Source organism: Penaeicola halotolerans (genome assembly GCF_016464625.1).
GTDB lineage: Bacteria > Bacteroidota > Bacteroidia > Cytophagales > Cyclobacteriaceae > Penaeicola > Penaeicola halotolerans.
On record NZ_JAEAGO010000002.1, the window covers coordinates 698918 to 722880 of the forward strand.

Genomic DNA, 23963 nt, shown 5'->3' on the forward strand with positions numbered 1-23963 from the left:
TCGTTGGGTTTAGTGCTTGCTTTTCAAATCAATATAAGAAAATTATAAATGATTTACCTCTGATAAGTTGGCAGTGGTTGCCTTTCTAGTATTGAGTGGAGTTGATCAAAAGTTTAAAGCATAAAAAAAGCCTCTCCTATATTGGGAGAGGCTAAAATACATGAGCTTTGAAATTTATCTTATTTCAAAGGCTTTAGTGTCGGACTGATTACCCGCAGTGATTTTTAAGCTAAACTTTCCAGGTCTTATGTATTCACCACTATCATCTTTGAAGTCCCAACCGATCGTGTTGAAGCCTTTTTTAGCATCAATTGTGATCGTACGGACTGTATTGCCTTTGTCATTAAGGATAGTAGCTGTAGCAGTGCCTGAGCTTGGCAAGTAAGCCATCATCCAGGCATTACTATTGATGCCAAAAGCTGCCCATCTAGGATTGAATCTTTGATCATTGGCCATCACTACAGCAGCTGTATTCATGTCTTTGACAGCATGCATTGGATTGAGGTCTATGATGTAGATACTTCTTCCGTGAGTTCCTACTACTAGGTGGTTTTCTTTTGGCTGAATGATCATGTCATAGACAGCTACATTAGGCACTGAACCTTGGAAGATATCATAGTTCTTACCACCATCCATGCTGATGTATAGTCCGTGGTCAGTTCCTACGTAGAGCATGTTTTCATTTTTCAGATCTTGTCTGATGATGTTTGTAGCTTCTGCTGGGAGATTGCCTGCTACTGAGGTCCATGTTTTACCATAATCTGTACTCTTAAAGACATGGGCTTTGAAGTCATCATTTCTATAGCCAGTCAAAGTCACGAACACTGTACCAGCATAGTGAGGAGAGGTTTCTATGCTGCTAATCCATCTACCTTGAGGAAGTCCTTTATTCACAGCTGTCCATGTACGTCCATTATCCCTCGTCATCCAAAGGTTACCGTCATCTGTACCCACGTATAAGTTTCCAAACTCTTGGTGTGACTCTGCTATCCAAGTAGTGGTAGAGAAAGGTACATTACCTTGAGGTAGATTTTTGGTCAAATCACCAGAGATTGTTTCCCAAGTTTCGCCTCTATCCATGCTTCTGTACAGATATTGTGATGACATGTATACAATGTCTTGATTAAATCTGCTAAGGATGATAGGTGTTCTCCAGTTCCATCTGTTTGGCTGATTGCCGATGTCATGACGTGGCGTGATAGACTTTCTCTCTCCAGTAGTCGTATTTACTCTAGCGTATGATCCAAATTGAGATCCAGTATACACGATGTCATTGGTGCGCGTGTCTACGGCTACAGCCATGCCATCACCACCAGCGAGTCGCTTCCAGTCACCATTTTGGTAGCCTACATTGTGAGCATTTGACCAGACACCATTGTCTTGAAGTCCACCATAAACGTTGTATGGCTCAGCATGATCTACCATGATAGAGTAGAATTGACCGATTTGCATGTTATTGATATGAGTCCATCTCTCACCGCCACCATAAGACTGGTATAGACCACCATCAGTACCAAGCAAGATATGCTTACTATCCTTTGGATTGATCCACATAGACTGATGATCTGAGTGTACCCCTCCTACAGAGTCAGACGTAGCGAAAGTTTTACCACCATCTCTAGAGACCATAAGCGGTACACCCAGTACAAATATTTCATTTGGATCTTGAGTAGATACTCTAAGTTCTCCGAAGTAGTAGCCATAGGTATTGTATAGTCTGCTGAGGTCTGATTCGCTTACTTTTTTCCAGCTCTTACCAGAGTCTTCAGATCTATAAACTTCCGCACCAGTTACTGTACTGTTGATGATGGCAGCATTGGCATCTGTATTTCCTGATCCATTGTAGTTGGCTATTTGTACAGGAGTGATTTTGCCGATTCGAACTTCTTTTTTCACTACCTCAGCAGTGTATTTGGTAGCGAAGCCATTTCTTCTTAGAAACTGCTCTAGCTCCTTATTATCCAGCGCCTGTACATCTGCTGCTGACATGGTTTTGAATTTATCAAAACTCAAGCCCTCTTGATTGCCTCTGTTGGCAGGCCTTTCAGTTGTTTTTTCTTTTTGGCTATCGTGTAATACGTAGACTACGTTTGGCTCACTCTGACTGTACTCGATGCCTATACGACCCACAAAGTCTCCAAGTGGAAAACCATCTACTGACTTAGCCCAAGTCTCTCCTCCATCTTCTGATCGCCAGATCGCTGAGCCATCACCACTACCGATGAAGTTATTGGCTTGACGAAATCGCTCCCAAGTAGCGGCAAGTAATTGGTTTGGATTTTCGGGATTGATTGTGATTTGAATGACGCCTGTATTATCATCTACATATAGTGTGCGCTTCCAAGTCTTACCACCGTCAGTTGTCTTATAGAGTCCTCTTTCACTATTTTGTGAGTAAAGGCTACCCATCGCACCAACCCACACGATGTCAGGATTAGTTGGATGGATGATGATCTGACCGATGTGTTGAGAAAAAGGCAAGCCCATTAGCGTCCAAGTTTCTCCGGCATCAGTGCTTTTATATACTCCAGATCCAGCGTAAGTCGATCGGCTGGAGTTATTTTCACCAGTACCTACCCAGATGATATTGTTGTCAGATGGTGCGATGGCCATATCTCCTATGCCAAGTGCACTATGGTGATCAAAGATAGGCTTAAATGACTGACCATTGTCAGTAGTCTTGAAGACTCCACCTGAGGCTGCGGCTATATAGAATGTCTTAGTATCACTTGAGACTTCTATGTCTATGATTCGACCACTTGTTTTGATTGGCCCGAGATTGCTGGCAGCGTAGCCACTAAAGATCGTATTGTCTTTTAGTTTTTGGTGTTGCTCTACTGCTGCTTTGAGTTCTGCTGCTGTAGTAGGCTTCACTTCTTGTGCCACTGTAGCTGGTGCTATGCCGAGATAGAGGCAAGCCGCTAAAAATGAGACAGGTAGTAAATGTTTTTTCATAGCTGTTAGGTTGATTTTCAAACAATATAAAATTTCTTTTTACATGCTTTTCATAAAAAATGATGAATAGTGATATGCATGGTTGATTGGTTTAGGAGAAATCTTTTGTCCAACTGTCAAAATGACATTTTTTAGGCTTTGGAACGGTGCTTGACAAGTATAAATCAAACAGCACATAAACGTAAACTAAATATAATTATGCAAGAGAAGGGTACTATTTCGATCCATACCGAGAATATCTTTCCGATTATTAAAAAATTTCTCTATTCGGACAATGAGATATTTCTCAGAGAGCTTGTTTCTAATGCCGTAGATGCTTCTCAGAAGATCAAGCGTTTGGCTTCTTTGGGAGAATACAAAGGAGAACTGGGCGATGTGAGAGTAGAAGTGAGCTTCGATGAAAAGAAGAAAACAATCAAAATCAGCGACCGAGGTATCGGTATGACCGCAGAGGAAATCAAGAAGTATATCAATCAGATTGCTTTTTCGGGGGCTACCGAGTTTGTGGAGAAATTCAAGGATGCCAAAGATGCCAATGAGATCATTGGTAAGTTTGGTTTGGGTTTTTACTCAGCATTCATGGTAGCAGACCTAGTAGAGATAGACACTTTGTCTTATCAAGAAGGTGCAGAACCAGCCAAATGGACATGCGATGGCAGTACGAGCTTCGAAATCAGTAAAGGAAAGCGCAAAGAGCGCGGTACTGACATCATTCTGCATATCAACAAAGAATCTGAGGAGTTTTTAGAGCGCTTCAAACTACAGCAGATTTTAGATAAATATGCGAAGTTCTTACCTATTCCTATCGTGTTTGGGACTAAGACTAGACAAGTAGAAGATGGAGAGGATAAGGACGGTAAAAAGAAATATAAGTCTGTAGAAGAAGATAATATCATCAATACGACAGCACCTATCTGGACGAAGTCTCCAAGTGATCTGACTGATGAGGATTATTTAAATTTCTACAAAGAGTTATACCCTATGAGTGAAGATCCACTTTTCTGGATTCACTTGAATGTAGACTATCCATTTAACTTGACGGGGGTGCTTTATTTCCCTAAGGTCAAAAATGATTTCGACTTCCAGCGTAATAAAATCAAGCTTTTCTCTCGTCAAGTATTCATCACAGATGAGGTGAAGGATATCGTTCCTGAATTTTTGATGCTATTGCATGGTGTCATAGACTCTCCAGATATCCCACTCAATGTATCTAGAAGCTTCCTTCAGGCAGATGGCAATGTGAAGAAAATCAATAGCTACATCACTAAGAAAGTAGCAGATAAGCTAGGAGAACTTTACAAAAAGGATAGAAAAGCGTACGAAGAAAAGTGGAATGATATCGGGCTCTTCGTCAAGTATGGTATGATCAGCGAGGAGAAGTTCTATGAAAAAGGGAAAGACTTTGCACTTTTCAAAAACACAAAAGATGAGTATGCTACAATAGAAGAATACAAGGAGAAAATCAAAGACATGCAGACTGACAAAGATGGCAATCTAGTCATTCTATATGCCAGCGATGTATCTAAGCAAGATGCCTTCATCACCTCTGCCAATAAGCGCAACTATGATGTGGTCGTGCTGGACTCTCCGATCGACTCACACTTTGTCAATCAACTAGAACAAAAGCTTGACAAAGTAACTATGAAGCGTGTAGACGCAGACGTGGCAGACAAGCTGATCAACAAAGAAGAGAGTATCGCTAATGTACTCACTGAGGAGCAGACTAAGCAGGTGAAGGAGATCTTCGACAAAGCGATCAACAATGCCAACATGCAAGTAGAAGTCACTAGTCTGAATCCTGAGGAACTACCTGTCACGATCACTATGGATGAGTTTATGAGGAGATTTAAAGACATGGCGCAGACAGGTGGTGGGCCAAACTTCTATGGTGCGATGCCTGATAGCTACAAAGTAGCCATCAACGCCAATCATAAAGTCATAGATAAAATCCTCAAAGCAAGCGGAGAAGAACAATCTCGACTAGCCAAGCAGTCATTTGATCTAGCGATGCTAGCACAGGGAATGCTTACCGGCAAAGAACTGACGGCCTTCGTTCAGCGTAGCGTAGAGATGATATAATGTGTTAATCATCAAATAAAAACAAAAGTGCTCAGTCTCGATTTGGCTGAGCACTTTTGTTTGATAGCGTTTGCGCTAAACTTAAGGAAATATGCCTAGATCCAAGTAGCTCACTGCAATACGGTCTAGGGCTAGGATAAATCCAGCTGTTCGTAGACTTTTGATCTTTTTTTCATGGCGAACTTTATTCATACTGTGATAAGCGTTGACCATAGTCTCTTCTAGGCCAGAGTTGACCAAGTCTCTTTCACTAGCTCCCTGCGCGATGACAGCTCGCTGCTCTTCGCTAAACTTATCCCCAGTAGCTTGCTCGATATTATCAAGTAGTCGATCAAACTTCTGCATGTCATAGCGCTTTTCGATCTTGCCAAATGATACTCTTGAAAGATTTTTTAGCCATTCGAAATAAGACACTGTCACACCACCAGCATTGAGGTACATGTCTGGGATGACCATGATGTTTTTTTCAAGTAATATCTTTTCAGCTTCCTGCGTCACTGGGCCATTAGCGGCTTCTCCTATTATCTTTGCTTTAATGTGCGGGGCATTTTCTTTTGTGATTTGATTTTCCAGTGCCGCAGGGATCAGTATGTCACAGGCAGTAGTCAGTAGGTCTCCGCTATTCTCTATAAACTTGCCTTTTTGATAACCTTTGAAGCCTTTATTTTCTATTTGGTATTTTTTGATCGCTTCTACATCTATACCATTTTCATCATAGATGCCACCATTCCACTCAGCGATACCGATGATTTTAGCGCCAGCCTCTTGACAAAACAATGCCGAGTAATACCCTACATTACCTAAACCTTGAACGATGATTTTTTTATCTTTCAACCCTGTTTGTAGTCCTAAAGCTTCCATGTCTTCTTTGACACTGACAGCTTCTCTGATACCGATGTACACACCCATACCAGTCGCCTCTGTACGACCGTCAATCCCATGTTGAGATACAGGTTTACCTGTCACACAGCCTTTTGAATTGATCGAATCTGGGTTAAATGCCTCATAAGTGTCTACGATCCAAGCCATCTCACGGGCACCAGTACCATAGTCTGGCGCAGGCACATCGATAGCTGGCCCTATAAACTTCTTTTTGATAAGTTCAGAAGTATATCTCCTAGTAATTCGCTCTAGTTGACCGACATCGTACTTGAGAGGGTCTATACGCACTCCACCTTTAGCTCCACCAAAAGGAATGTTTACTAAGGCACACTTGAAAGTCATTAGGGCTGCCAAACCTTTGACTTCATCTTCATTGACATGTTCACTAAATCTGATACCACCTTTGACTGGAAGCTTGTGGTGAGAGTGCTGTATGCGATAGCCAGTGAGTACTTCATAGCTACCATCGTCTTTTCTCAGTGGGAAGTTGAACTTATAGATACTATTACACTGCTTGATCTGTTCTACCAGTCCAGGGTGCAGGTCAAGGTGTGCTGCGGCATCATCTACGAAGCTACAGACATCATTGAATAAGCTATAATCTTGATTTTTTGACATATCTAAAAATTTTGATTCAGCTTAAATTACGAATAAATAGGTTAAAACCAGTCTAATTATGGTTTTTCTAAACTAGCCAGTTCTCTAGTTTTCCACTCATAGACGAGCTGTGGCAGCTCTTGATAGCTTTTTATTCCAGCTTTTACTCCTTGGGTTTTGAGATAGATATCATTTGTTTTTTTACTGATCTCTATAGAAAACGGCTTGTAGAGCTGGCTATTCTTATAGATTGAGAGGATGTCATTGCGCACACTTCGAGACATGCTAGAAACTGTCTCTGCATAGGCCGCTTCACTCATTTTGAGTAGGTCATTGAGCAGGTATCTGAAGAGTCTTAGTTCTGCGGAGTACCTCAAGCGTGGATCTTCCGCTTTTGAACAAGCGATATAAGCCATCAGGTTAGCCTCGCCTTCATGAGTGATGCCATAAGCATGAGACAGTTCATGGGCTATAGTGAATGGTTTATCTACTGTATGAAGTGAGTTGTCAATATAGCTTTCTCCAAAAAAAGGCACATAAATACCCGCAATTCCGAATTTCCGAAGTAGACCATTTGGTCGGAGTGATTTGGTACGACCTTTTCCCCAAGTGAGAAAACCAAGACTGTCTAACGGCTTCTTAAGTGCTTCACGTACCAGATTTTCAGCTTCTTTGTGTGTCATGAGTTCGGTGATCGCAGCTGTATCAGGCTTGATATCATCTCTCAAGGTATTGAGTTTGTGGATCGTTTCTAATGCTAAAGATCTGACTTCATCTATTCTCAGTCGCTCAGGTGCTAGGGACAGTTTGTCTCTCAAGTCAGGTCGTGGATAGTTATAGCCCCAGAGAATAAAAAATAAACTAATGGCTAAGGCTACAGCACTCGCTATGTCCAAAATAGTGAAGGTAATTCGCTTTGACCAAGACCATTTTGGCAGGGGGGACTTTCGCTTGATGGCTTTGAATAGTTTCCAGCCCAGAAAAAGAAGGAATAAATGAAAGATAGGTAATGGAATAAGCCCTACACTGAAGTCAAAAATAAATCGAAGGCTAGGAAAAATAAACTGTCCATATACAGATTCAGCGAGTTGAGGATCTTGAATAAAAAAATGACGCACTAGCAGTACTACAGGCAATATCAAAATCCAAATCCAGCGTAATCTCCAGTTTATCATGTACGGGGGTTTTATGATAGATACGAGCTATCAGCAAAAAAGCTTCCAATTTTGGAAGCTTTTTGATAAAGTTTTAGCCGTTTAACGCTTCTACAGAGGTGACCTCTGGCACCATACGCTTGAGCAAGTTTTCTATTCCAGCCTTGAGTGTGACTGTAGAGGAAGGACAGCCAGAGCATGAGCCTTGCAGCATTACTTTGACTACTCCATCTTGGAAAGAGTAGAAGGTAATCGCCCCGCCATCTTGCTCTACTGCTGGTCTGATGTATTCATCCAGTATACCTTTGATGACTTTGACTGTTTCAGAGTCATTTGGGTCAAAAAGTGGATCGCTAGTAGGCGCTACTTTTACTACTGGTTGCTCACTTTCGAAGTATTTCTTGATCGTCTCTTTGATAAAGTCTTGGATATCTATCCATTCGATATCAGCTTTCTTAGTGACAGTAATGAAGTTGGCCGCGATAAATACTCGCTCCACAGCAGCGAAATTGAAAAGCTGCTCAGCTATCAGTGAATTATCAGCGCTTTTAGCGTCTGGAAAATCATAACTAATACCATCGCCCAAAAGCATGAAGTTAAGTACAAACTTCATAGAATTAGGGTTTGGATTGGCCTCCATGTATATATTGACAGGTCTTTTGGTCGCTTGTAGCATATTGATTTAGTGATTTTGATCGATGCAAATATAACAGCTACACACTAATATAGTTCCCTGAGATGCTGAATCATCATGTACTAATTGAATCTATAGCGGATACCCCAGCTTCCTCTAAAAACGTCCGGGTTGAAATTTGATCCAGTAGCGATCAGAGCTGCGGCTTCTATGTGAAATCCGAACCTTTTTTCTGCAAATGGATAAAACTGTACTCCGACAGGCAAGACTACCGATTCAAAAGCATTGAAACGGAAACCAAGTCCGCCATAGAAATTGAGATCTTCTTTTTCCACAAAATTATAACTACCAGCGATCTCGGGCGAGAAGTCATTGAAGCTAACGTCTGAGGCAAACCTCAAATGAGCATTGATTTTATTTTCAAAAGTATAAGTGCCTTCTATCATAGGTAGATTTGACTGATGGAAAGCTACAGCAAACTGCGCTTGTGCTTGAAAGCTCAGCAGGATTACAAAAAGGATTAAGCCTATTTTTTTCATGATGTTAAAAATTTGGTTTGAAAGTTAAACGTTCAAGTAAACCAATAATTGCAAAAATGTCATGCTCTAAGCAAGTGCATTTTACAAGTCAAACTGATAAAGATCAAAATCTTTAAAGTCTTGGTCTACATGAATGTCGAGATCTTTGATGATACCATCTCTGAGATCATAGACCCACCCATGCACTTGGATGTCCTGCCCAGATTTCAAGGCCTTTTGGATAAAGGAAGTCTTATAAATGTTAAAGACTTGTTCTCTCACATTGGCTTCTACGAGTCTATTGATTTTATCTTCTTCCGTTGCAGCATTATCTATGTAGGAGCGGTTGAGTCTGTAGACATCTTTGATATTCCTTAGCCACTTGTCTATCAGTCCATGGTGTGTGTTTTCTAGGGAAGCTTTGATTCCTCCACAGCCATAGTGCCCACAGACGATGATATGCTCTACCTTGAGCACATCGACTGCATACTGCATGACAGACATCAGGTTCATATCGGTATGCACGACTAGATTGGCTATATTCCTGTGCATAAACATCTCCCCAGCGTCTGTCCCAGTGATCTCATTGGCAGGCACTCGGCTATCAGAGCATCCGATCCAGAGATATCTCGGAGTTTGCTTGACTGCTAGTTCTTTGAAGTAGTTTTCATTGAGGGCTAGCTTTGCTCTGACCCATTTCTGATTGTTTTCAAGTAATTTCTGATAAGACTGCTGCATGGTGGATTATTTAAGAGGATTTTCTCTGATAAATCTCTCTATATTGATTAGGTCAACTTTGATGTTTTTGTAGGGTGCTGTTTCACGAACAAATTCATAAATAGCCTCTATCACATCGGGATCTATGTAGTAGCTTTTGCTAGCATCTATGATAAGATGCCTGTCTTCAGGCACTTTCTCTAAGAAAAGCATGACATTGGCTTTATTTAGAAAAGACACTTCTTCGGAGAGTAAGAGTGTGATTGGCCGCTGAGTAGTATCTTCTACATAGCTTTGTATATGGCTATTTTCCATATTTCTCTTGAGGATAAAAATGATCCCTACAGCCATACCTACACCTATACCGACTAGCAGATCAGTAAGTAAAATAGCTATGATCGTAATGATAAATGGGACAAACTGATCCTTGCCAGTCTTCCACATCTGTTTGAACAAGCCCGCATTCACTAATTTGTACCCCGTCACTAACAAGATGGCAGCTAGACTCGCATAAGGGATGTAATTGATCCATCTAGCAAAGAATAGCACAGCAAGAAAGAGTAGCATTCCATGGATAAAGGCGGCAAGCTTGGTCTGCGCACCAGAGTTGATATTGACAGACCCCCTCACGATGACTGCTGTCATCGGTAGCCCGCCTATGAGTCCAGATAATATATTTCCAATTCCTTGTGCTTTGAGTTCACGATTTGTTGGCGTAGTTCTTTTTCTCACATCGAGCTTGTCGATAGCTTTGACACTAAGCAGTGTCTCTAGGCTAGCAACTACAGTGAGTGTGATCGCTATGATGTAGACATCTACATGGGCCAATGCTGACCAGTCTGGTAAAGTCAAAAATGTCAGAAAATCAGCAAGACCGCTCGCAACAGGGATACTGACGAGTTGCTGTGTTGACAGATACCAGTTTTCGTTTTTAGAAAGCAGGAACAGTTGATTCAAGCATACGCCTGAGAAAACAGCGAGTAAGGGGGCAGGGATTTTTAGTAAGAATTTTGACTTTACTGAAGGCCATAGAGTGAGTATCAACAAAGAAACTACAGCGATGCTCAAAGCTCCAAAATGTATAGAATCGATGATGGTAGTGAAAAAATCTACCTCCTTATTTAACTGAATAAAACTGATACCTTCAAAGAAGGCTTCTTCTTTTCCGATGACATATGGGATTTGTTTGATGATGAGGATTATTCCGATTGCGGCAAGCATTCCTTTGATCACACTAGAGGGAAAATAGTCGCTCACGATCCCTGCTTTGACAAATCCCAGCACCAACTGTAAGACGCCACAGATGACTACTGCTACTAAAAAGGCTTCAAAGCTTCCTAGTTTTTCTATAGCTGAAAGTATGATCACCGTCAGTCCTGCGGCTGGACCACTGACTGCTAGTTGACTCCCACTTAAAAATGCCACTACTGCGCCTCCTATGATGCCGCTCACTATTCCAGAAAAGAGCGGTGCGCCAGAAGCCAATGCTATTCCCAAACACAATGGCAAGGCTATGAGGAAGACAATCAATCCAGCCTGAAGGTCTTGTTTAAAGTAAGCAAATGTTAATTCTCTATCGGGGGTTTTTTCAGATGCTTTCATAAATAAATCATTTAGGACAGTTTATTAAGTCCTATAGTAGATCACATTTGCTGTTTGATGTGGATACCTTATTAAAAGCAAGTTAAAAAAAAGAGTGGCTATTACACCACTCTTCTATCAATCTGAAAATTGATTTTAATTAATCGTTAGGAGTTAGAGGATTTGATTTTCTAATAAGTCCTGATGGTAACTCACCTTCTGTGGAGGCTACTACTGTACAGACTACAGCATCTCCAGTGAGATTGACTACAGTTCTGAACATATCGAGGATTCTATCTGGAGCTATGATCAAGGCGATACCTGCTCCAGGAACACCGATAGCTTCCAATACAATAATCAACATGATCAATCCTGCCCCAGGAACTCCAGCTGAACCGACAGCCGCTAGTGTGGCAGTCAGTACAATGGTTAGTTGCTGTGCGATGGTCAAATCCATGCCAAGTGCCTGTGCGATAAACACCGCAGCCACAGCTTGATAGAGGCTAGTACCATTCATATTGATCGTAGCACCAAGTGGTAGGACGAAGCTACTAACTTCTTCAGAGACACCGATCTCTTCTTCTACTTGCTTCATGGTGACAGGTAGTGTAGCAGAGCTTGAGCTAGTAGAGAAGCCTAGAAGTAAGGCAGGTCTCATGGCTTTCAAGAAATCGACAAAGGATATCTTGGTAAATGCCTTGAGCATCAAAGCATATACAATGAAGATGATGGCAGCTAAACCGCCTACAACCACTAAGCTATATTTCAATAAAGCTAAGAGAAGCTCTACTGCCGAGTCTGGGTTTTCGCCAGCGATCTCTACGATCAGTGAAGCCATCAATGCAAATACTCCATAAGGCGCTATCAGCATGATATATCCCACGATCTTGATGATCACATCATTGAGTGCATCGAAGAAAGAAGTGACAACATCTGCTTTTTTCTTCGGGATTTGAAGCAGCGCTATACCCATGATGATTGCAAAGAATACGACTTGTAGCATGCTACCATTGTCAGCTGCTGCTTGGATGATATTTTCTGGAACGATATCTACGAGTGGCTGTAGTGGGCCTTGCTCTTTGAGATCTGCAGCTGCATCTGATTTAGAGCCAGCTGCATCATCATAAAGTGACATGAGGTTATCTCTAGTATCGCTAGGTAGATTTTTACCAGGTTCGAAGACATTCACCAAAACCAACCCTAATGTGACTGCAATGATAGTAGTGATGAGATAAGCCAAGATGGTTTTTCCTCCAATCCTAGATAGCTTGGAGACATCGCCTAAATTAGATACTCCTACGATCAATGAAGCCAACACTAGTGGAACAGCTATCATCTTCAGCGCATTGATGAAGATGGTTCCTACGGGCTTTATGTAATCAATGGTAAAATCAGGTGCTATACTGGTCTTGATGATTACCAGTCCGAAGATCAAACCTAGTATCAAGCCTATGATGATCTGAGTATGTAAGGGAATCTTTTTCAGCATTTTATTTAGGGTTTAGAATTTATAGTTTGTTTAACCTACTGATGAGTAGGTAGTCTGCTATGACCAGTGCAGCCATCGCTTCTACGATAGGTACTGCTCGAGGGACTACGCATGGATCATGTCTGCCTTTGCCTGTGACCGTGACACTTTCGCCTGCTTCATTGACACTGTTTTGATCTTGCATGATGGTAGCTACTGGCTTGAAGGCTACTCGAAAGTAAATATCTTCACCATTGGAGATGCCACCTTGGATGCCTCCAGAATGATTAGTAGTTGTGCTGATGCCTTTTTCATTTTTTATGAAAGCATCATTGTGTTCGGATCCTTTCATTTTGACACCTTCGAATCCGCTACCATACTCAAATCCTTTCACCGCATTGATACTGAGCATGGCCGCGCCTAATGTAGCGTGAAGTTTTTCAAATACTGGTTCACCTATCCCTACAGGAACACCAGTGATCACAGCAGATACTACACCACCTATCGTATCTCTGTCTAGTCTAGTCTGATCTATAAGTGCGATCATTTGATCTGCCATGATAGGGTCAGGGCAGCGTACAATGTTATCTTCTGTTAGGTCTAGATTTAGGTCTGTGTACGGTTTTGAGAGGGCTAGATTTCCTACTTGGGATACGTAGGCTTTAGTCTCGATTTGGTAATGTTTCAAAAAAAGCTTAGCAATGGCACCAGCTGCTACTCTAGCGACAGTCTCTCTAGCAGAGCTTCGACCGCCACCTCTGTAGTCACGGATACCGTATTTCTCTTGGTAGGTATAGTCAGCATGAGAAGGACGATACTTGTCAGCGATGTGGCTATAGTCTTTGCTTCTTTGGTCTTGGTTGGGAATATTGATGTGGATGGGAGTACCAGTACTTTTACCTTCAAATACACCAGAGAGTATCTCAAAGGCATCAGCTTCTTGTCGCTGTGTGGTGATTTTAGATTGACCAGGGCGTCTTCTGGCGAGTTCTGCAGCGATAAAATCTTCATTAATCTCTATACCCGCAGGACATCCATCTATCGTCACACCGAGGGCTTTGCCATGCGACTCGCCATAAGTGGTGATGCGGAATATGCGCCCAAATGTGTTTCCCATATTATTTTTTGATCAGTAGATAAGCTATCAAAGCCAGCATGATGATCATGAAGACATTGATTAAAATCGAAAAATAATACTTATAATCTTTAGATCTAAGTGTATTGTCAGCTATTTCTATCCGTTCATATAATCCTCCAGGTAAGCTACTAGAGATATTTTGATTGGCTTTGCTTTCGCCCGAAACTTCAAATCTAGCTGTTGGTTTGAGCGTATCATATTGTGCTATTGCAGTATTAAAAAAGATCCATTGTAGTTGATCTTTCATTTCGTAAGATCCTGGTTCACTAAATTCAAGAAAGTAACTAAAATTCTTTGAGCCAGTGACTTGATTATTGCTTCTATTGATACGTTCGTTGGTATTTGGAGGATAGATCTGTATGCCTTCTTTGGAAGTGATGATCGGTGCAGGGATAGCACTGATATTGCCTACTCCGTATACATTAAAATCATACTTTAGACCCTTATCTGTAGTAGCTTCAGCAGTTTTGGGTTGCTCGGCTAGCTTAAAGTTCCCCACAGCTACTTGATCTTTGAGCGGGTGATCTGGAAGTGGATTTACTTTGACAGTTTTAGCTTTAGAGTAGTATGTTTTGAAATCTTCCTGCCTACTGCTACCAAAAAAAGAAGGGTTTTTGGCCACTTTATATTTGATCATCTCCAGAGGAACTGATTCAAAGGTGATGTCTTGGTCATTGAAAGGAAAATATGTCGCTTTGTAGAAACTATATTTGGTATATCTCTTACCTTGGATTTCTACACGCTCGCTTTCTATGTTTTGGATGTTGAAGTTTTCTTCCCAGCAATTTGAAGGGCGAATTTTTTTCAAGATCTCTACTAACTGCCTTCCTGGATCATGAAAATTGATGGGCGCTTGATTTTGATCAGATATATAAAAGGCCAAAGTAGTGGTAAAGCCTTCTCCTTCAAAGACTTCATCCTTATCAGTAGTCAGGGCAAAGAATGCATCATCTTCAAGCTCTATGAACTCTTGCTGTTGCGGTCTTCTATTGCCAAAGAAATCATCGAAAACATCATCGCTAAAAGGAGAAAAATTTCTTTGTTGTGCTTGCCCTGGAGGAAGGACCTTTACCGTTTTTCCTTGCACGCCATAGCTTACTCCATTGACTTTTAAGCTAAAATTGGGAATAGTGTAGGTACCTTCTTTGATTGGTTGATAGCTCTGAGTGATGCTCTGAGAGGAGGTCATCTGATTGTTGATGTAGCTCATATTTGAAGAGGAGGAAGTTCCTCTTTTCACGAAACCCTCTAAATCTGGGAAGGCATCATAGCTTGAGAGCTTTTCGTCAGTCACTGTGATGGTGATAGTGAAGTATTGATTCAACCTCACCTCATCAGGGCCAAGCTCTATCTTGACACTTTGTGCTTGAGACCACCAAGAAATACTAAGGAAAAGAAATAATAGTAAGCTCTTAACTGACGTTTTGATCATGTGAAAGCAATGATTTGATCACCGGAGTTTACAAATTTAATTTTATTTTTCATTTTGGTAACCGACTCCGATAGTTTTCGTAAATTTTAACGTAATAAACCCAATTATTAAGATGCTAGAATACACAAAAACTATCCTGATGAAGGTCAGTTTTGACAGAAGACTCTTTGAAAAAGAGTTGAAAAAGGCACTGAACCTCATCTTACCACATGAAATCATAGCGTTTAAGAGTTGGTGCTATGAGAAGTTTGGCCAGATATATGGCACTATTTTAAATAAGTATTTCGTGCAGTTTGCATGATCACATCTGAGCCTCCAAAAAAGGAGGCTTTTTTCTATTAATTTAATGAAAACACTATGAAAAAAAACCTACTCATAATCCTCATGTCAGGAATCATGCTGTCACCAGCGTGTGCTGATATACAGGATCCAGATTCTACTGAGCAAGCGCAGGTGGAATTTGATGTAGAAGTAGTCACTGATAAGCTATCCAATCCATGGGGGATGGCTTGGCTACCTGATGGTAGGATGCTGGTCACTGAGCGCGCAGGAGATATTCGTATCGTTCAAGATGGTAAATTATTAGCAGATAAAGTGCAGGGTTTTCCTGAAGTATATGCGCAAGGCCAAGGCGGCCTGATGGACATTAAGCTACATCCCGACTATGCAAGCAATGGTTGGATATACTTCACCTACTCAAGCCCTAGTGGAGGGGGAAATGCTCACACAGCAGTGTTGAGAGCCAAGCTCCAAGGCAATCAGCTTGTGAATCAGGAGAAGCTTTTTCAAGCACTACCACAGGTTAGATCTGGGGTTCACTATGGTTCACGCTTAGTATTTGATGGCAATGGGTATATGTACATTTCTGTAGGAGAGCGTGGCACTATGCAAAACGCACAAGACTTGTCTACGCATAGCGGCTCTATCATCAGACTTCATGACGATGGTCGTATACCATCAGATAATCCATTTGTCAATCAGGCTGGGGCTATGAGGGAGATTTGGTCTTATGGACACAGAAATCCACAAGGAATGGCAATGCATCCAGTCACAGGGGCTATATGGGCACATGAGCACGGTCCTAAAGGAGGTGATGAGCTCAATATCATACAAAAAGGCAAAAACTATGGCTGGCCACTTGTCTCATACGGTATCAACTATGACGGAAGACCAATTACTGACAAGCAAGAGATGGAAGGTGTAGAAAATCCAGTGCACTACTGGGATCCATCAATAGCTCCTTGTGGGATGGCTTTTGTGACTGGGGATAAATACCCTGGATGGAAAAACAGCATTTTGATAGGAGCTCTTAGCTTTAGATATGTGGCTAGAGTAGAGGTCAAAGACGGGAAATTCGTACGTGAGGAGAAGCTTCTACAGGATATCGGTAGAGTGAGAGCGATCGAACAAGGACCAGATGGTCTGATCTATGTTGCCACAGAATCACCTGGTCAAATCGTAAGATTAGTACCGAAGAAATAAACTAAACCCCTTCCTTGCGAAGGGTTTTTAGTTTCTAAACCTTAGTTGTAAACCCTTCAAAAAGTTTCTCAGAACTTGATCTTTGCATAGTCTGTACTGAGGCTGTGCTGGGTTTCTGAAAAAAGCACTGAGTTCATGAGGGCTTAGGTTGAATCCAGCCTCTTTGATGATAGCGAGCATGTCTTCATTCTGTAGGTTTAAAGCTATCTTTAGTTTTCTAAGCACAAGATTGTTGCTGAGTGTTTTTTCTGCTTTTAAGGGTTTGCCATCCTCTTTTACACCTCTCTTTTCTACGATCAAACCGTTTAGAAAAGCAGCTAAGTCAATATCATATATCCCCTCAAACTCCTCATCTTCATCCCTTTTCAGCCAGTTGCTCACCTGAGGTCTATCTACTGTTTTACCTCCTTGGGCAAAGAGGTTTATCATTTGCTGATCATTGAAGTCAAAAGTGTAGCGAAGGCTTCGTAAGATGTCATTGTTACTCATAACACAAAGATAGTAGGAAATCTCAGTACTGAGGATCTGACGCTTACTAAATAACTTACTGTAATCGACAGGAGTCTGTTTAATCAAAATAGCCACCTCGAATATTCAAAGTGGCTATTTGGAGGAGGGACTTTGATGAGATTAGATCGCGATAGGATCTACATTTTTGAAATAGACATTTTTGTCTGCATCTAAGTCCGCTAATACTGCACTATCGTTTTTAATATAGCCAGCCAATATCTGTTTGGATAGCTCATTTAAGATCAATCGCTGCATCATTCTCTTGAGTGGTCTAGCTCCAAAAGTAGGATCAAACCCCACCTCAGATAAATAATCCAACAGTTCTGGTGTAGCCTCTATCGTCACACCGCTTTCTTGTAAGCGATCTTGAATCTGCGTCCACTGGATGTCTACTATTTTTCTTAGGATTCGCTTGTTTAGTGGCTCAAACATGATGACTTCATCGATTCTATTAAGAAACTCTGGTCTCACAGATTTTTTGAGTAGCTCAAAAGCTTCTGTTTTGGCTTTTTCCAACACTTCTTCTTTATTCCACTCTTCGATTTCAGCAAAACGCTCTTGAATCAAATGAGAGCCTATATTGGTAGTCATGATGATGATCGTATTTTTAAAGCTGGCCACACGACCTTTGTTATCAGTCAGTCTACCATCGTCAAGTACCTGTAGGAGGATATTGAATACATCAGGGTGTGCTTTCTCTATCTCATCTAGCAAGATGACAGAGTAAGGCTTTCTCCTCACTGCTTCAGTCAACTGTCCGCCTTCATCATAGCCTACATAGCCTGGAGGCGCTCCTACGAGTCTGCTGACTGCATGTCTTTCTTGGTACTCGGACATGTCTATTCTGACCATGGCGTTTTCATCATTGAAGAGGTATTCAGCTAGCGCTTTAGCTAGTTCTGTCTTACCTACCCCTGTGGTGCCTAGGAAGATAAAAGAGCCAATGGGTCTTTTAGGATCTTGTAATCCTGCGCGACTTCTTCTCACCGCATCTGATAGCGCTATGATAGCTTCTTGTTGACCCGCTATTCTTTTGCCCAGTTCACTTTCTAGATTGAGTAGCTTGTCTCTATCACTTTGAAGCATTTTAGCAAGAGGAATCCCTGTCCACTTAGCTACCACAGCTGCGATATCTTCAGCATCCACTTCTTCTTTAAGCAGTGAGCTGCCTTGCTGCATTTCGCTCAATTCTTTTTTTAGTTTTTCGAGTGCAGCTTCGCTTTCGGTGATTTTGCCATAGCGAATCTCTGCTACGCGTCCATAGTCACCTGACCTTTCCGCTTGCTCTGCTTCAAGCTTATATTTTTCGATATTTTCTTTTTCTCTTTGGATGCCTGTGATTACGGCCTTTTCACTTTCCCACTTAGCTTTGATTACTTGTTGCTTTTCACTGAGCTCTGCGATTTCCTTGCTTAGGATTGCCTCCTTGTCTTTGTCTTTTTCTCTTCTGATCGCTTCACGCTCGATCTCAAGTTGCATGAGTCGTCTATTTAGCTCATCTAGCTCCTGTGGGAGTGAGTCGATCTCCATGCGCAGCTTAGCCGCTGCTTCATCCATTAGGTCTATAGCCTTGTCCGGCAGAAATCTATCTGAGATATATCTATGAGAAAGTTCTACAGCAGAGATGACTGCATCGTCTTTGATTCTCACTCCATGATGTAGCTCATACTTGTCTTTGATCCCTCGGAGGATAGAGATGGCATCTTGTACATCTGGCTCATCGACTATGACTGCTTGAAATCTCCTCTCTAGCGCCTTATCCTTTTCGATATATTTTTGGTATTCTTTGAGCGTAGTCGCACCGATGGCATGTAGCTCTCCTCTAGCTAGGGCAGGTTTGAGTAGATTTGCAGCGTCCATTGCGCCTTCTCCGCCTCCACCAGCACCGATGAGTGTGTGTATCTCATCTATGAAAAGGATGATCTCGCCTTCTGAGTCTGTCACTTCTTTGATGACTGCTTTGAGTCTTTCTTCAAACTCTCCTTTATACTTCGCACCAGCAACCAAAAGTCCCATATCTAGAGATACTATGATCTTAGATTTGAGATTTTCAGGCACATCTCCAGAGACGATTCGCTGGGCGAGTCCCTCTACGATAGCAGTTTTACCTACTCCAGGCTCTCCGAGTAGTATGGGGTTGTTTTTGGTACGTCTAGCGAGTATTTGCAGTACTCTTCTGATCTCTTCATCTCTACCGATGACAGGATCTATTTTGCCTTTTTTAGCTAGTTCGTTTAGATTTTTTGAGTACCGCTCTAAAGATCTGTATTTAGCCTCTGCGTTTGGATCTGTCACTTTATTTCCTCCTCTTAGTTCTTTGATTGTTTGGATCAGTGTCTTTTCTTGAAGTCCTTGGTCTTTTAGTAGTTGACCTACTTTTTCCTTTCCATGAAGCAAGCCTAATATCAGGTGTTCTATGGCAACATATTCATCGCCAAACTCTTTGAGATAGCTTGTAGCTTTCTGCAAAGCAGCGTGCGTATCGTTGCTGAGATAGGGTTGCTGACCACTTACTTTAGGGTATGCATGGATGATATCTTTTACTTTTTCAAGTAAAAGCCCTTTGTCCACTCCTGCCTTTTTAGTCAGGAAAGTGGTGACATTTTCTTCTTCTGTGAGAATCGCCTGAAGCAAATGACCAGGCTCAATGGCCTGTTGCTGAGAGGCAATCGCTATTTCAGCGGCTTTCTGTATCGCTTCTTGTGATTTTATAGTGTATTGTTTAAAGTCCATCTTGATATTGATTTGCTTTCGGGTCGATTGGATCAAATTTGAAACCAAGCATAAAATCAGGCTGTTTTCGGAAATTTTGACTTGTTTTTAGAAGATATGGAGAGAAAATAAGACAAAATGACTGAAATCAACAATTCAGCACTCCGTTAATCAGCACCTTTGGCGGAGAATATTTGTTACCTTTGCACTATGAGTGGGATGACGCAGAAAATAGATATCAGAAAGTACTCTCTGGCAGATTTAGAAGAGTTTTTTGTAGCTAAAGGAGATAAGAAATTTAGGGCCAAGCAAGTCTATGATTGGCTGTGGAATAAGTCTCTAAAAAACTTTGATGAGATGAGTAACATCTCTAAGGAAACTAGAGAGTTGCTGAAAGCGCACTTTATCATCAATCATGTCAAGGTAGACCATATGCAGCGTAGTACTGATGGCACGATCAAGAATGCGGTTAAACTCTTTGATGGTAAAGTAGTGGAATCTGTCTTGATCCCTACTGAGAAGCGGATCACCGCTTGTGTATCTTCTCAGGTGGGCTGTAGTTTAGACTGCAACTTCTGTGCGACAGCAAGGCTCAAGCGCATGAGAAATCTCAATGCGGATGAGATATATGATCAAGTAGTAGCAATCAAAGATGAAGCAGAGCAATACTTCAATAGACCATTGACTAATATCGTCCTAATGGGCATGGGTGAACCGCTACTTAACTATCAAAATGTCATGCAAGCCATCGATAAGATCACTTCTCCAGAGGGACTAGGTATGGCCCCGAGAAGAATCACACTTTCGACAGCAGGGATTCCCAAAATGATCAAGAAAATGGCGGATGATGGAGTGAAATTTAAATTGGCGATTTCTCTTCATTCAGCAATCAATGAAACACGCAATAAATTAATGCCCATCAATGAGGTCAATCCACTAGAAGACCTGATAGACTCACTTAAATATTGGTATCAAAAGACCAAAAGTATAGTCACTTATGAATATGTTGTATGGGAAGGGATCAATGATGACGAACGACATGCGCTGGCATTAGCGAATTTTTGCAAATATGTTCCCTCAAAAGTCAACCTTATTCAATATAATCCGATAGATGAAGGAGACTTTAGACAAGCGGCTCAATCCAAGGTCGATATGTACGTAAGGATACTTGAAAATCATGGTATAGTAGCCAAAGTGCGTAAATCTAGAGGGCAAGATATTGATGCGGCTTGTGGTCAGCTGGCTAACAAAAACGAAACGGCTATTTTATAATTTAACCAATTTTAATTTTTCTTTCTGAGATTCATTATTAGTTTCGCCTCTACAAAAACATGACTTTTTGATTAATAAATATTGATATAAAAACTGATTGGTTTGTTAAATAAAATGATGAATAAAAAAAATATTGCCAGCTTTGTGATTTGCTTTGTTGTGCTAATAGCCTTCAAGCCTTTTTCAAATATTGATGATTTAGCAAACAAAATCATCCAAACACTCAATGATATCTCTCAAGAGGCTCCAGTAGAAAAAGCATATCTGCACCTCAATGGGCATGTTTTTTCGCAAGGAGATGATTTATGGTTTAAGGCTTACGTCACTGCTGGTAGCTTCAATCAGCTGAGTCCTTTGAGTAAAGTACTCTATGTGGATCTATATGATGAGGCTGGACTTAGAGTTGACCAACGTATAGTAAAAGTAGAAAATGGGGTTGGTTTAGGCGACTTCATAATTCCGCCATTTTTGCCTCAAGGGAATTACACTTTGGTGGCTTACACCAATTGGATGAAGAATTTCGGAGAGGAGTATTTTTATCAGGACCAGATCACTGTTGTAGATCCATACGAAATCAACTTTAACCCTTCTATAGATATAACTGTAGAAGAATCAGCCAATCAGCTAATTTATCATATGGAGGTTCAGGCGATGGATAGATCAAATAATCTCATCTCAAATAAAAAGTTGAAGGCTAGCTACATCTCAGCGAATGATACACTCACTCAAACTAAGCAGTTAGATGCAAGTGCTCAAGCGAAGTTTAGTTTTACCACAGCTGATATCAATAATTTAGCTTTTGTGAGATTAGAACTCGAAGAGAATGAGTCTTCTGTGCTTTCTAAAAATATTAGATTACCCTACTTAGATCGCCAGATAGATTTTCAACTACTCCCTGAAGGAGGATATTTGGTTGAGGGACTTGCTTCAAATGTAGCTTTCAAGGCGATTTATCCAGATGGTACGGGAGCAGATGTCGAAGGATATGTTGCTGACGAATCAGGAAATAAGCTTGTCGACTTTAGTACTTTAGCATTTGGTATGGGGTCATTTAAGTTAGAGCCAGAAGCCAATGTCAATTATCAAGTGTTTTTCAAGACTTCAGGGCAATCGGGGTATTCAAGTCAAAAAATTGAGGATATTAGGTCTCAAGGTCTTGCTATAGAAGTAGATAATTCTAGAGAAGGCTTTGTCAATGTCTTATTAAAAGAAAAGGAGTTCTTCAAAGAGGAACAAGTTAAAGAGTTACTTCTTGTAGTGCAATCTGGAGGTTTTCCAGGATATGTTCAAAAAGTGGATTTGAATCTTGGGTTTTCAGGAGTAAGGATACCTAGAGGGAATCTGCCTGTGGGGATCAATGAAATATCCATCTTTGAAGAAAGCGGTAGACAATTAAGCAGTAGACTTATTTTTATAGATCAGCCGAGTAATGAGGCAGCTATTACAGAAGTGAATTTTTCCTTTGATAAAAGATCAAAGGAAAGTTTTAGTTTGAGCATTTCAGATAATGAAGGTCAGCCCATTATGGGAGATTTCTCAGTTTCAGTGCTGGATAATTCTGTTCCTGTCAAAACGAAAGGGAATAATATAAAGACGCAGCTTCTGCTATCCTCAGACTTGAGAGGCAGGATAGAAGATCCCTCTTTCTTTTTCAAAGATCAGAGTTCTGAGACTTTTAAAGCTTTGGATTTATTGATGATGACTCATGGATGGTCTCGATTTGATTGGAATAAAATTTTAGATGGCTCTTATCTATCTAGTTTTGATGATTATATCGAACAAGGCATCACCATCCAAGGTACGGTAAGTGAAAAGTATCCAACAAAAAAAGGTGTTGGCGGAGGGGAAATAACTTTTTTCCTTGGGGAAAATTCGTTTTCTGTCTTAGAGTATGGTGCTGACGGAAGATTTACAGTTTCAGATTTAAACTTTGAAGATAGTGCATCATTAGTTATTCAGGCAAAGGATAAAAGAGTAAAAGATCGTGTAGCAATTTCAATTGACGAACCTAGTCATGAGATGATAAAAAATCTGTATTTAGATGTTCTTTATATAGACGAAATAATATTTAAAGGCATTTCAAATAGCTTCAGTCGTTTGAATTATAATAAATACTTAAACTCTAATAATGAAAGTATTGTAGATTTAGAGGAAGTAACTATTGCTGCTAGTAACATAGTAAAAGAAGATATTTCAAGAATATATGGTAGAGGAGATGTTGTTATAAAACCCGAAGATGTTCCTGGTTTTCAATCTTTTACTAATGTTTTTCAAATGATTCAAGGAAGAATTGCGGGGGTTTTAGTTACAACTGATATTAATGGAGCAAGTATACAAATAAGAGGAGGCGGGAATTTATCAGGTAACTTACCTCCACTTATATTATTAGACAATGTTCCTGTAGATATTCTTACTGCATCTTCTATAAACCCGAGAGATGTAAGTTCTATCGAAGTGTTTAAAGATGCAGCTTCTACCTCTATTTTTGGTGCTCAAGGAGGAGGAGGAGCCATTGCTATTTATACAAAAACAGGAGAGGGTGTCTCAACTAGAGTAGACGGGATTTCAAATTTCAGATATCCTGGGTATTCTATTGCTAGGAAATACTATCAGCCTAAATATGATTCGCCAGATGCTAATAGTGTTCCTGACTATAGGCCTACACTTCTTTGGGAGCCGAACATCAAGTTGGATGCGACCAAGCAAGATATTGAACTGAAGTTTTTCAATAATGATATAGCAGATCAGTATTTGATCACTGTAGAAGGGATAGATAGTAAAGGAAGAATCTTACACTTCGAAAAAGTATGGAAAAGGGGAGAGTGAGTTTAC

Annotated in this window: 17 protein-coding genes; 5 read left to right on the forward strand and 12 right to left on the reverse strand. The window is 40.8% G+C overall.

Translation table 11 applies throughout. The features are described from left to right. Positions 1-174: 174 nt before the first annotated feature. Complete coding sequence (locus tag I5349_RS07380) at positions 175-2955, reverse strand: VPS10 domain-containing protein (protein WP_226390104.1); 2781 nt, start codon at positions 2953-2955, stop codon at positions 175-177. Positions 2956-3153: 198 nt separating this feature from the next. On the opposite strand from I5349_RS07380, the gene htpG reads away from it, so the two are divergent. Then, complete coding sequence (gene htpG / locus I5349_RS07385) at positions 3154-5034, forward strand: molecular chaperone HtpG (RefSeq protein WP_226390105.1); 1881 nt, start codon at positions 3154-3156, stop codon at positions 5032-5034. A gap of 81 nt (positions 5035-5115) precedes the next feature. Here htpG and I5349_RS07390 read toward each other — a convergent pair whose 3' ends face one another. The 9 genes from I5349_RS07390 to I5349_RS07430 all read right to left on the reverse strand — a co-directional run bounded on the left by I5349_RS07390 (position 5116) and on the right by I5349_RS07430 (position 15155). After that, positions 5116-6534, reverse strand: a complete 1419-nt coding sequence (locus I5349_RS07390) for a Glu/Leu/Phe/Val family dehydrogenase (RefSeq protein WP_226390106.1) — start codon at positions 6532-6534, stop codon at positions 5116-5118. A gap of 56 nt (positions 6535-6590) precedes the next feature. Then, positions 6591-7688 carry a DUF3810 domain-containing protein gene (locus tag I5349_RS07395; RefSeq protein ID WP_226390107.1) on the reverse strand — a complete coding sequence of 366 codons (1098 nt, stop codon included), beginning with the start codon at positions 7686-7688 and terminating at the stop codon, positions 6591-6593. 73 nt (positions 7689-7761) lie between these two features. Next, a complete protein-coding gene (locus I5349_RS07400; RefSeq protein ID WP_226390108.1) occupies positions 7762-8343 on the reverse strand; it encodes a NifU family protein in 582 nt (193 codons plus the stop codon). 80 nt (positions 8344-8423) lie between these two features. Next, positions 8424-8840, reverse strand: coding sequence for a hypothetical protein (locus I5349_RS07405; protein WP_226390109.1), 417 nt, complete (start codon positions 8838-8840; stop codon positions 8424-8426). Positions 8841-8921: 81 nt separating this feature from the next. After that, a complete protein-coding gene (locus I5349_RS07410) occupies positions 8922-9557 on the reverse strand; it encodes a carbonic anhydrase (protein WP_226390110.1) in 636 nt (211 codons plus the stop codon). 6 nt (positions 9558-9563) lie between these two features. Beyond that, positions 9564-11138, reverse strand: a complete 1575-nt coding sequence (locus I5349_RS07415; protein ID WP_226390111.1) for a SulP family inorganic anion transporter — start codon at positions 11136-11138, stop codon at positions 9564-9566. 139 nt (positions 11139-11277) lie between these two features. Beyond that, positions 11278-12606 (reverse strand): dicarboxylate/amino acid:cation symporter, encoded by a 1329-nt coding sequence (locus tag I5349_RS07420; protein WP_226390112.1) that lies wholly within the window; start codon positions 12604-12606, stop codon positions 11278-11280. Positions 12607-12625: 19 nt separating this feature from the next. Next, positions 12626-13702, reverse strand: a complete 1077-nt coding sequence (gene aroC, locus I5349_RS07425) for a chorismate synthase (RefSeq protein WP_226390113.1) — start codon at positions 13700-13702, stop codon at positions 12626-12628. Position 13703: 1 nt separating this feature from the next. Further along, a complete protein-coding gene (locus tag I5349_RS07430) occupies positions 13704-15155 on the reverse strand; it encodes a BatD family protein (RefSeq protein ID WP_226390114.1) in 1452 nt (483 codons plus the stop codon). A 112-nt stretch (positions 15156-15267) separates the two neighbouring features. Between I5349_RS07430 and I5349_RS07435 the strand changes: the two genes are divergently transcribed. Then, positions 15268-15456, forward strand: coding sequence for a hypothetical protein (locus I5349_RS07435; RefSeq protein WP_226390115.1), 189 nt, complete (start codon positions 15268-15270; stop codon positions 15454-15456). A 56-nt stretch (positions 15457-15512) separates the two neighbouring features. Continuing rightward, entirely contained in the window at positions 15513-16637 is a 1125-nt protein-coding gene (locus I5349_RS07440) for a PQQ-dependent sugar dehydrogenase (protein ID WP_226390116.1), read from the forward strand. A gap of 27 nt (positions 16638-16664) precedes the next feature. Here I5349_RS07440 and I5349_RS07445 read toward each other — a convergent pair whose 3' ends face one another. Together I5349_RS07445 and clpB are read right to left on the reverse strand one after the other, a co-directional pair. Next, on the reverse strand, positions 16665-17126 hold the full coding sequence (locus I5349_RS07445; protein WP_226390117.1) for a YehS family protein: 462 nt from the start codon (positions 17124-17126) through the stop codon (positions 16665-16667). Positions 17127-17267: 141 nt separating this feature from the next. Beyond that, a complete protein-coding gene (gene clpB / locus I5349_RS07450; protein WP_226390118.1) occupies positions 17268-19880 on the reverse strand; it encodes an ATP-dependent chaperone ClpB in 2613 nt (870 codons plus the stop codon). A gap of 189 nt (positions 19881-20069) precedes the next feature. Between clpB and rlmN the strand changes: the two genes are divergently transcribed. Both rlmN and I5349_RS07460 read left to right on the forward strand, forming a co-directional pair. Further along, on the forward strand, positions 20070-21131 hold the full coding sequence (gene rlmN / locus I5349_RS07455; RefSeq protein ID WP_226390119.1) for a dual-specificity RNA methyltransferase RlmN: 1062 nt from the start codon (positions 20070-20072) through the stop codon (positions 21129-21131). Between the two features lie 114 nt (positions 21132-21245). Continuing rightward, on the forward strand, positions 21246-23957 hold the full coding sequence (locus I5349_RS07460; protein WP_226390120.1) for a TonB-dependent receptor plug domain-containing protein: 2712 nt from the start codon (positions 21246-21248) through the stop codon (positions 23955-23957). Positions 23958-23963 lie beyond the last annotated feature (6 nt).

Coding starts and splice junctions, on each gene's coding strand:
- I5349_RS07380 (WP_226390104.1), bottom strand. CDS start 2,955: ATGAAAAAACATTTACTACCTGTCTCATTTTTAGCGGCTTGCCTCTAT.
- htpG (WP_226390105.1), top strand. CDS start 3,154: ATGCAAGAGAAGGGTACTATTTCGATCCATACCGAGAATATCTTTCCG.
- I5349_RS07390 (WP_226390106.1), bottom strand. CDS start 6,534: ATGTCAAAAAATCAAGATTATAGCTTATTCAATGATGTCTGTAGCTTC.
- I5349_RS07395 (WP_226390107.1), bottom strand. CDS start 7,688: ATGATAAACTGGAGATTACGCTGGATTTGGATTTTGATATTGCCTGTA.
- I5349_RS07400 (WP_226390108.1), bottom strand. CDS start 8,343: ATGCTACAAGCGACCAAAAGACCTGTCAATATATACATGGAGGCCAAT.
- I5349_RS07405 (WP_226390109.1), bottom strand. CDS start 8,840: ATGAAAAAAATAGGCTTAATCCTTTTTGTAATCCTGCTGAGCTTTCAA.
- I5349_RS07410 (WP_226390110.1), bottom strand. CDS start 9,557: ATGCAGCAGTCTTATCAGAAATTACTTGAAAACAATCAGAAATGGGTC.
- I5349_RS07415 (WP_226390111.1), bottom strand. CDS start 11,138: ATGAAAGCATCTGAAAAAACCCCCGATAGAGAATTAACATTTGCTTAC.
- I5349_RS07420 (WP_226390112.1), bottom strand. CDS start 12,606: ATGCTGAAAAAGATTCCCTTACATACTCAGATCATCATAGGCTTGATA.
- aroC (WP_226390113.1), bottom strand. CDS start 13,702: ATGGGAAACACATTTGGGCGCATATTCCGCATCACCACTTATGGCGAG.
- I5349_RS07430 (WP_226390114.1), bottom strand. CDS start 15,155: ATGATCAAAACGTCAGTTAAGAGCTTACTATTATTTCTTTTCCTTAGT.
- I5349_RS07435 (WP_226390115.1), top strand. CDS start 15,268: ATGCTAGAATACACAAAAACTATCCTGATGAAGGTCAGTTTTGACAGA.
- I5349_RS07440 (WP_226390116.1), top strand. CDS start 15,513: ATGAAAAAAAACCTACTCATAATCCTCATGTCAGGAATCATGCTGTCA.
- I5349_RS07445 (WP_226390117.1), bottom strand. CDS start 17,126: ATGAGTAACAATGACATCTTACGAAGCCTTCGCTACACTTTTGACTTC.
- clpB (WP_226390118.1), bottom strand. CDS start 19,880: ATGGACTTTAAACAATACACTATAAAATCACAAGAAGCGATACAGAAA.
- rlmN (WP_226390119.1), top strand. CDS start 20,070: ATGAGTGGGATGACGCAGAAAATAGATATCAGAAAGTACTCTCTGGCA.
- I5349_RS07460 (WP_226390120.1), top strand. CDS start 21,246: ATGATGAATAAAAAAAATATTGCCAGCTTTGTGATTTGCTTTGTTGTG.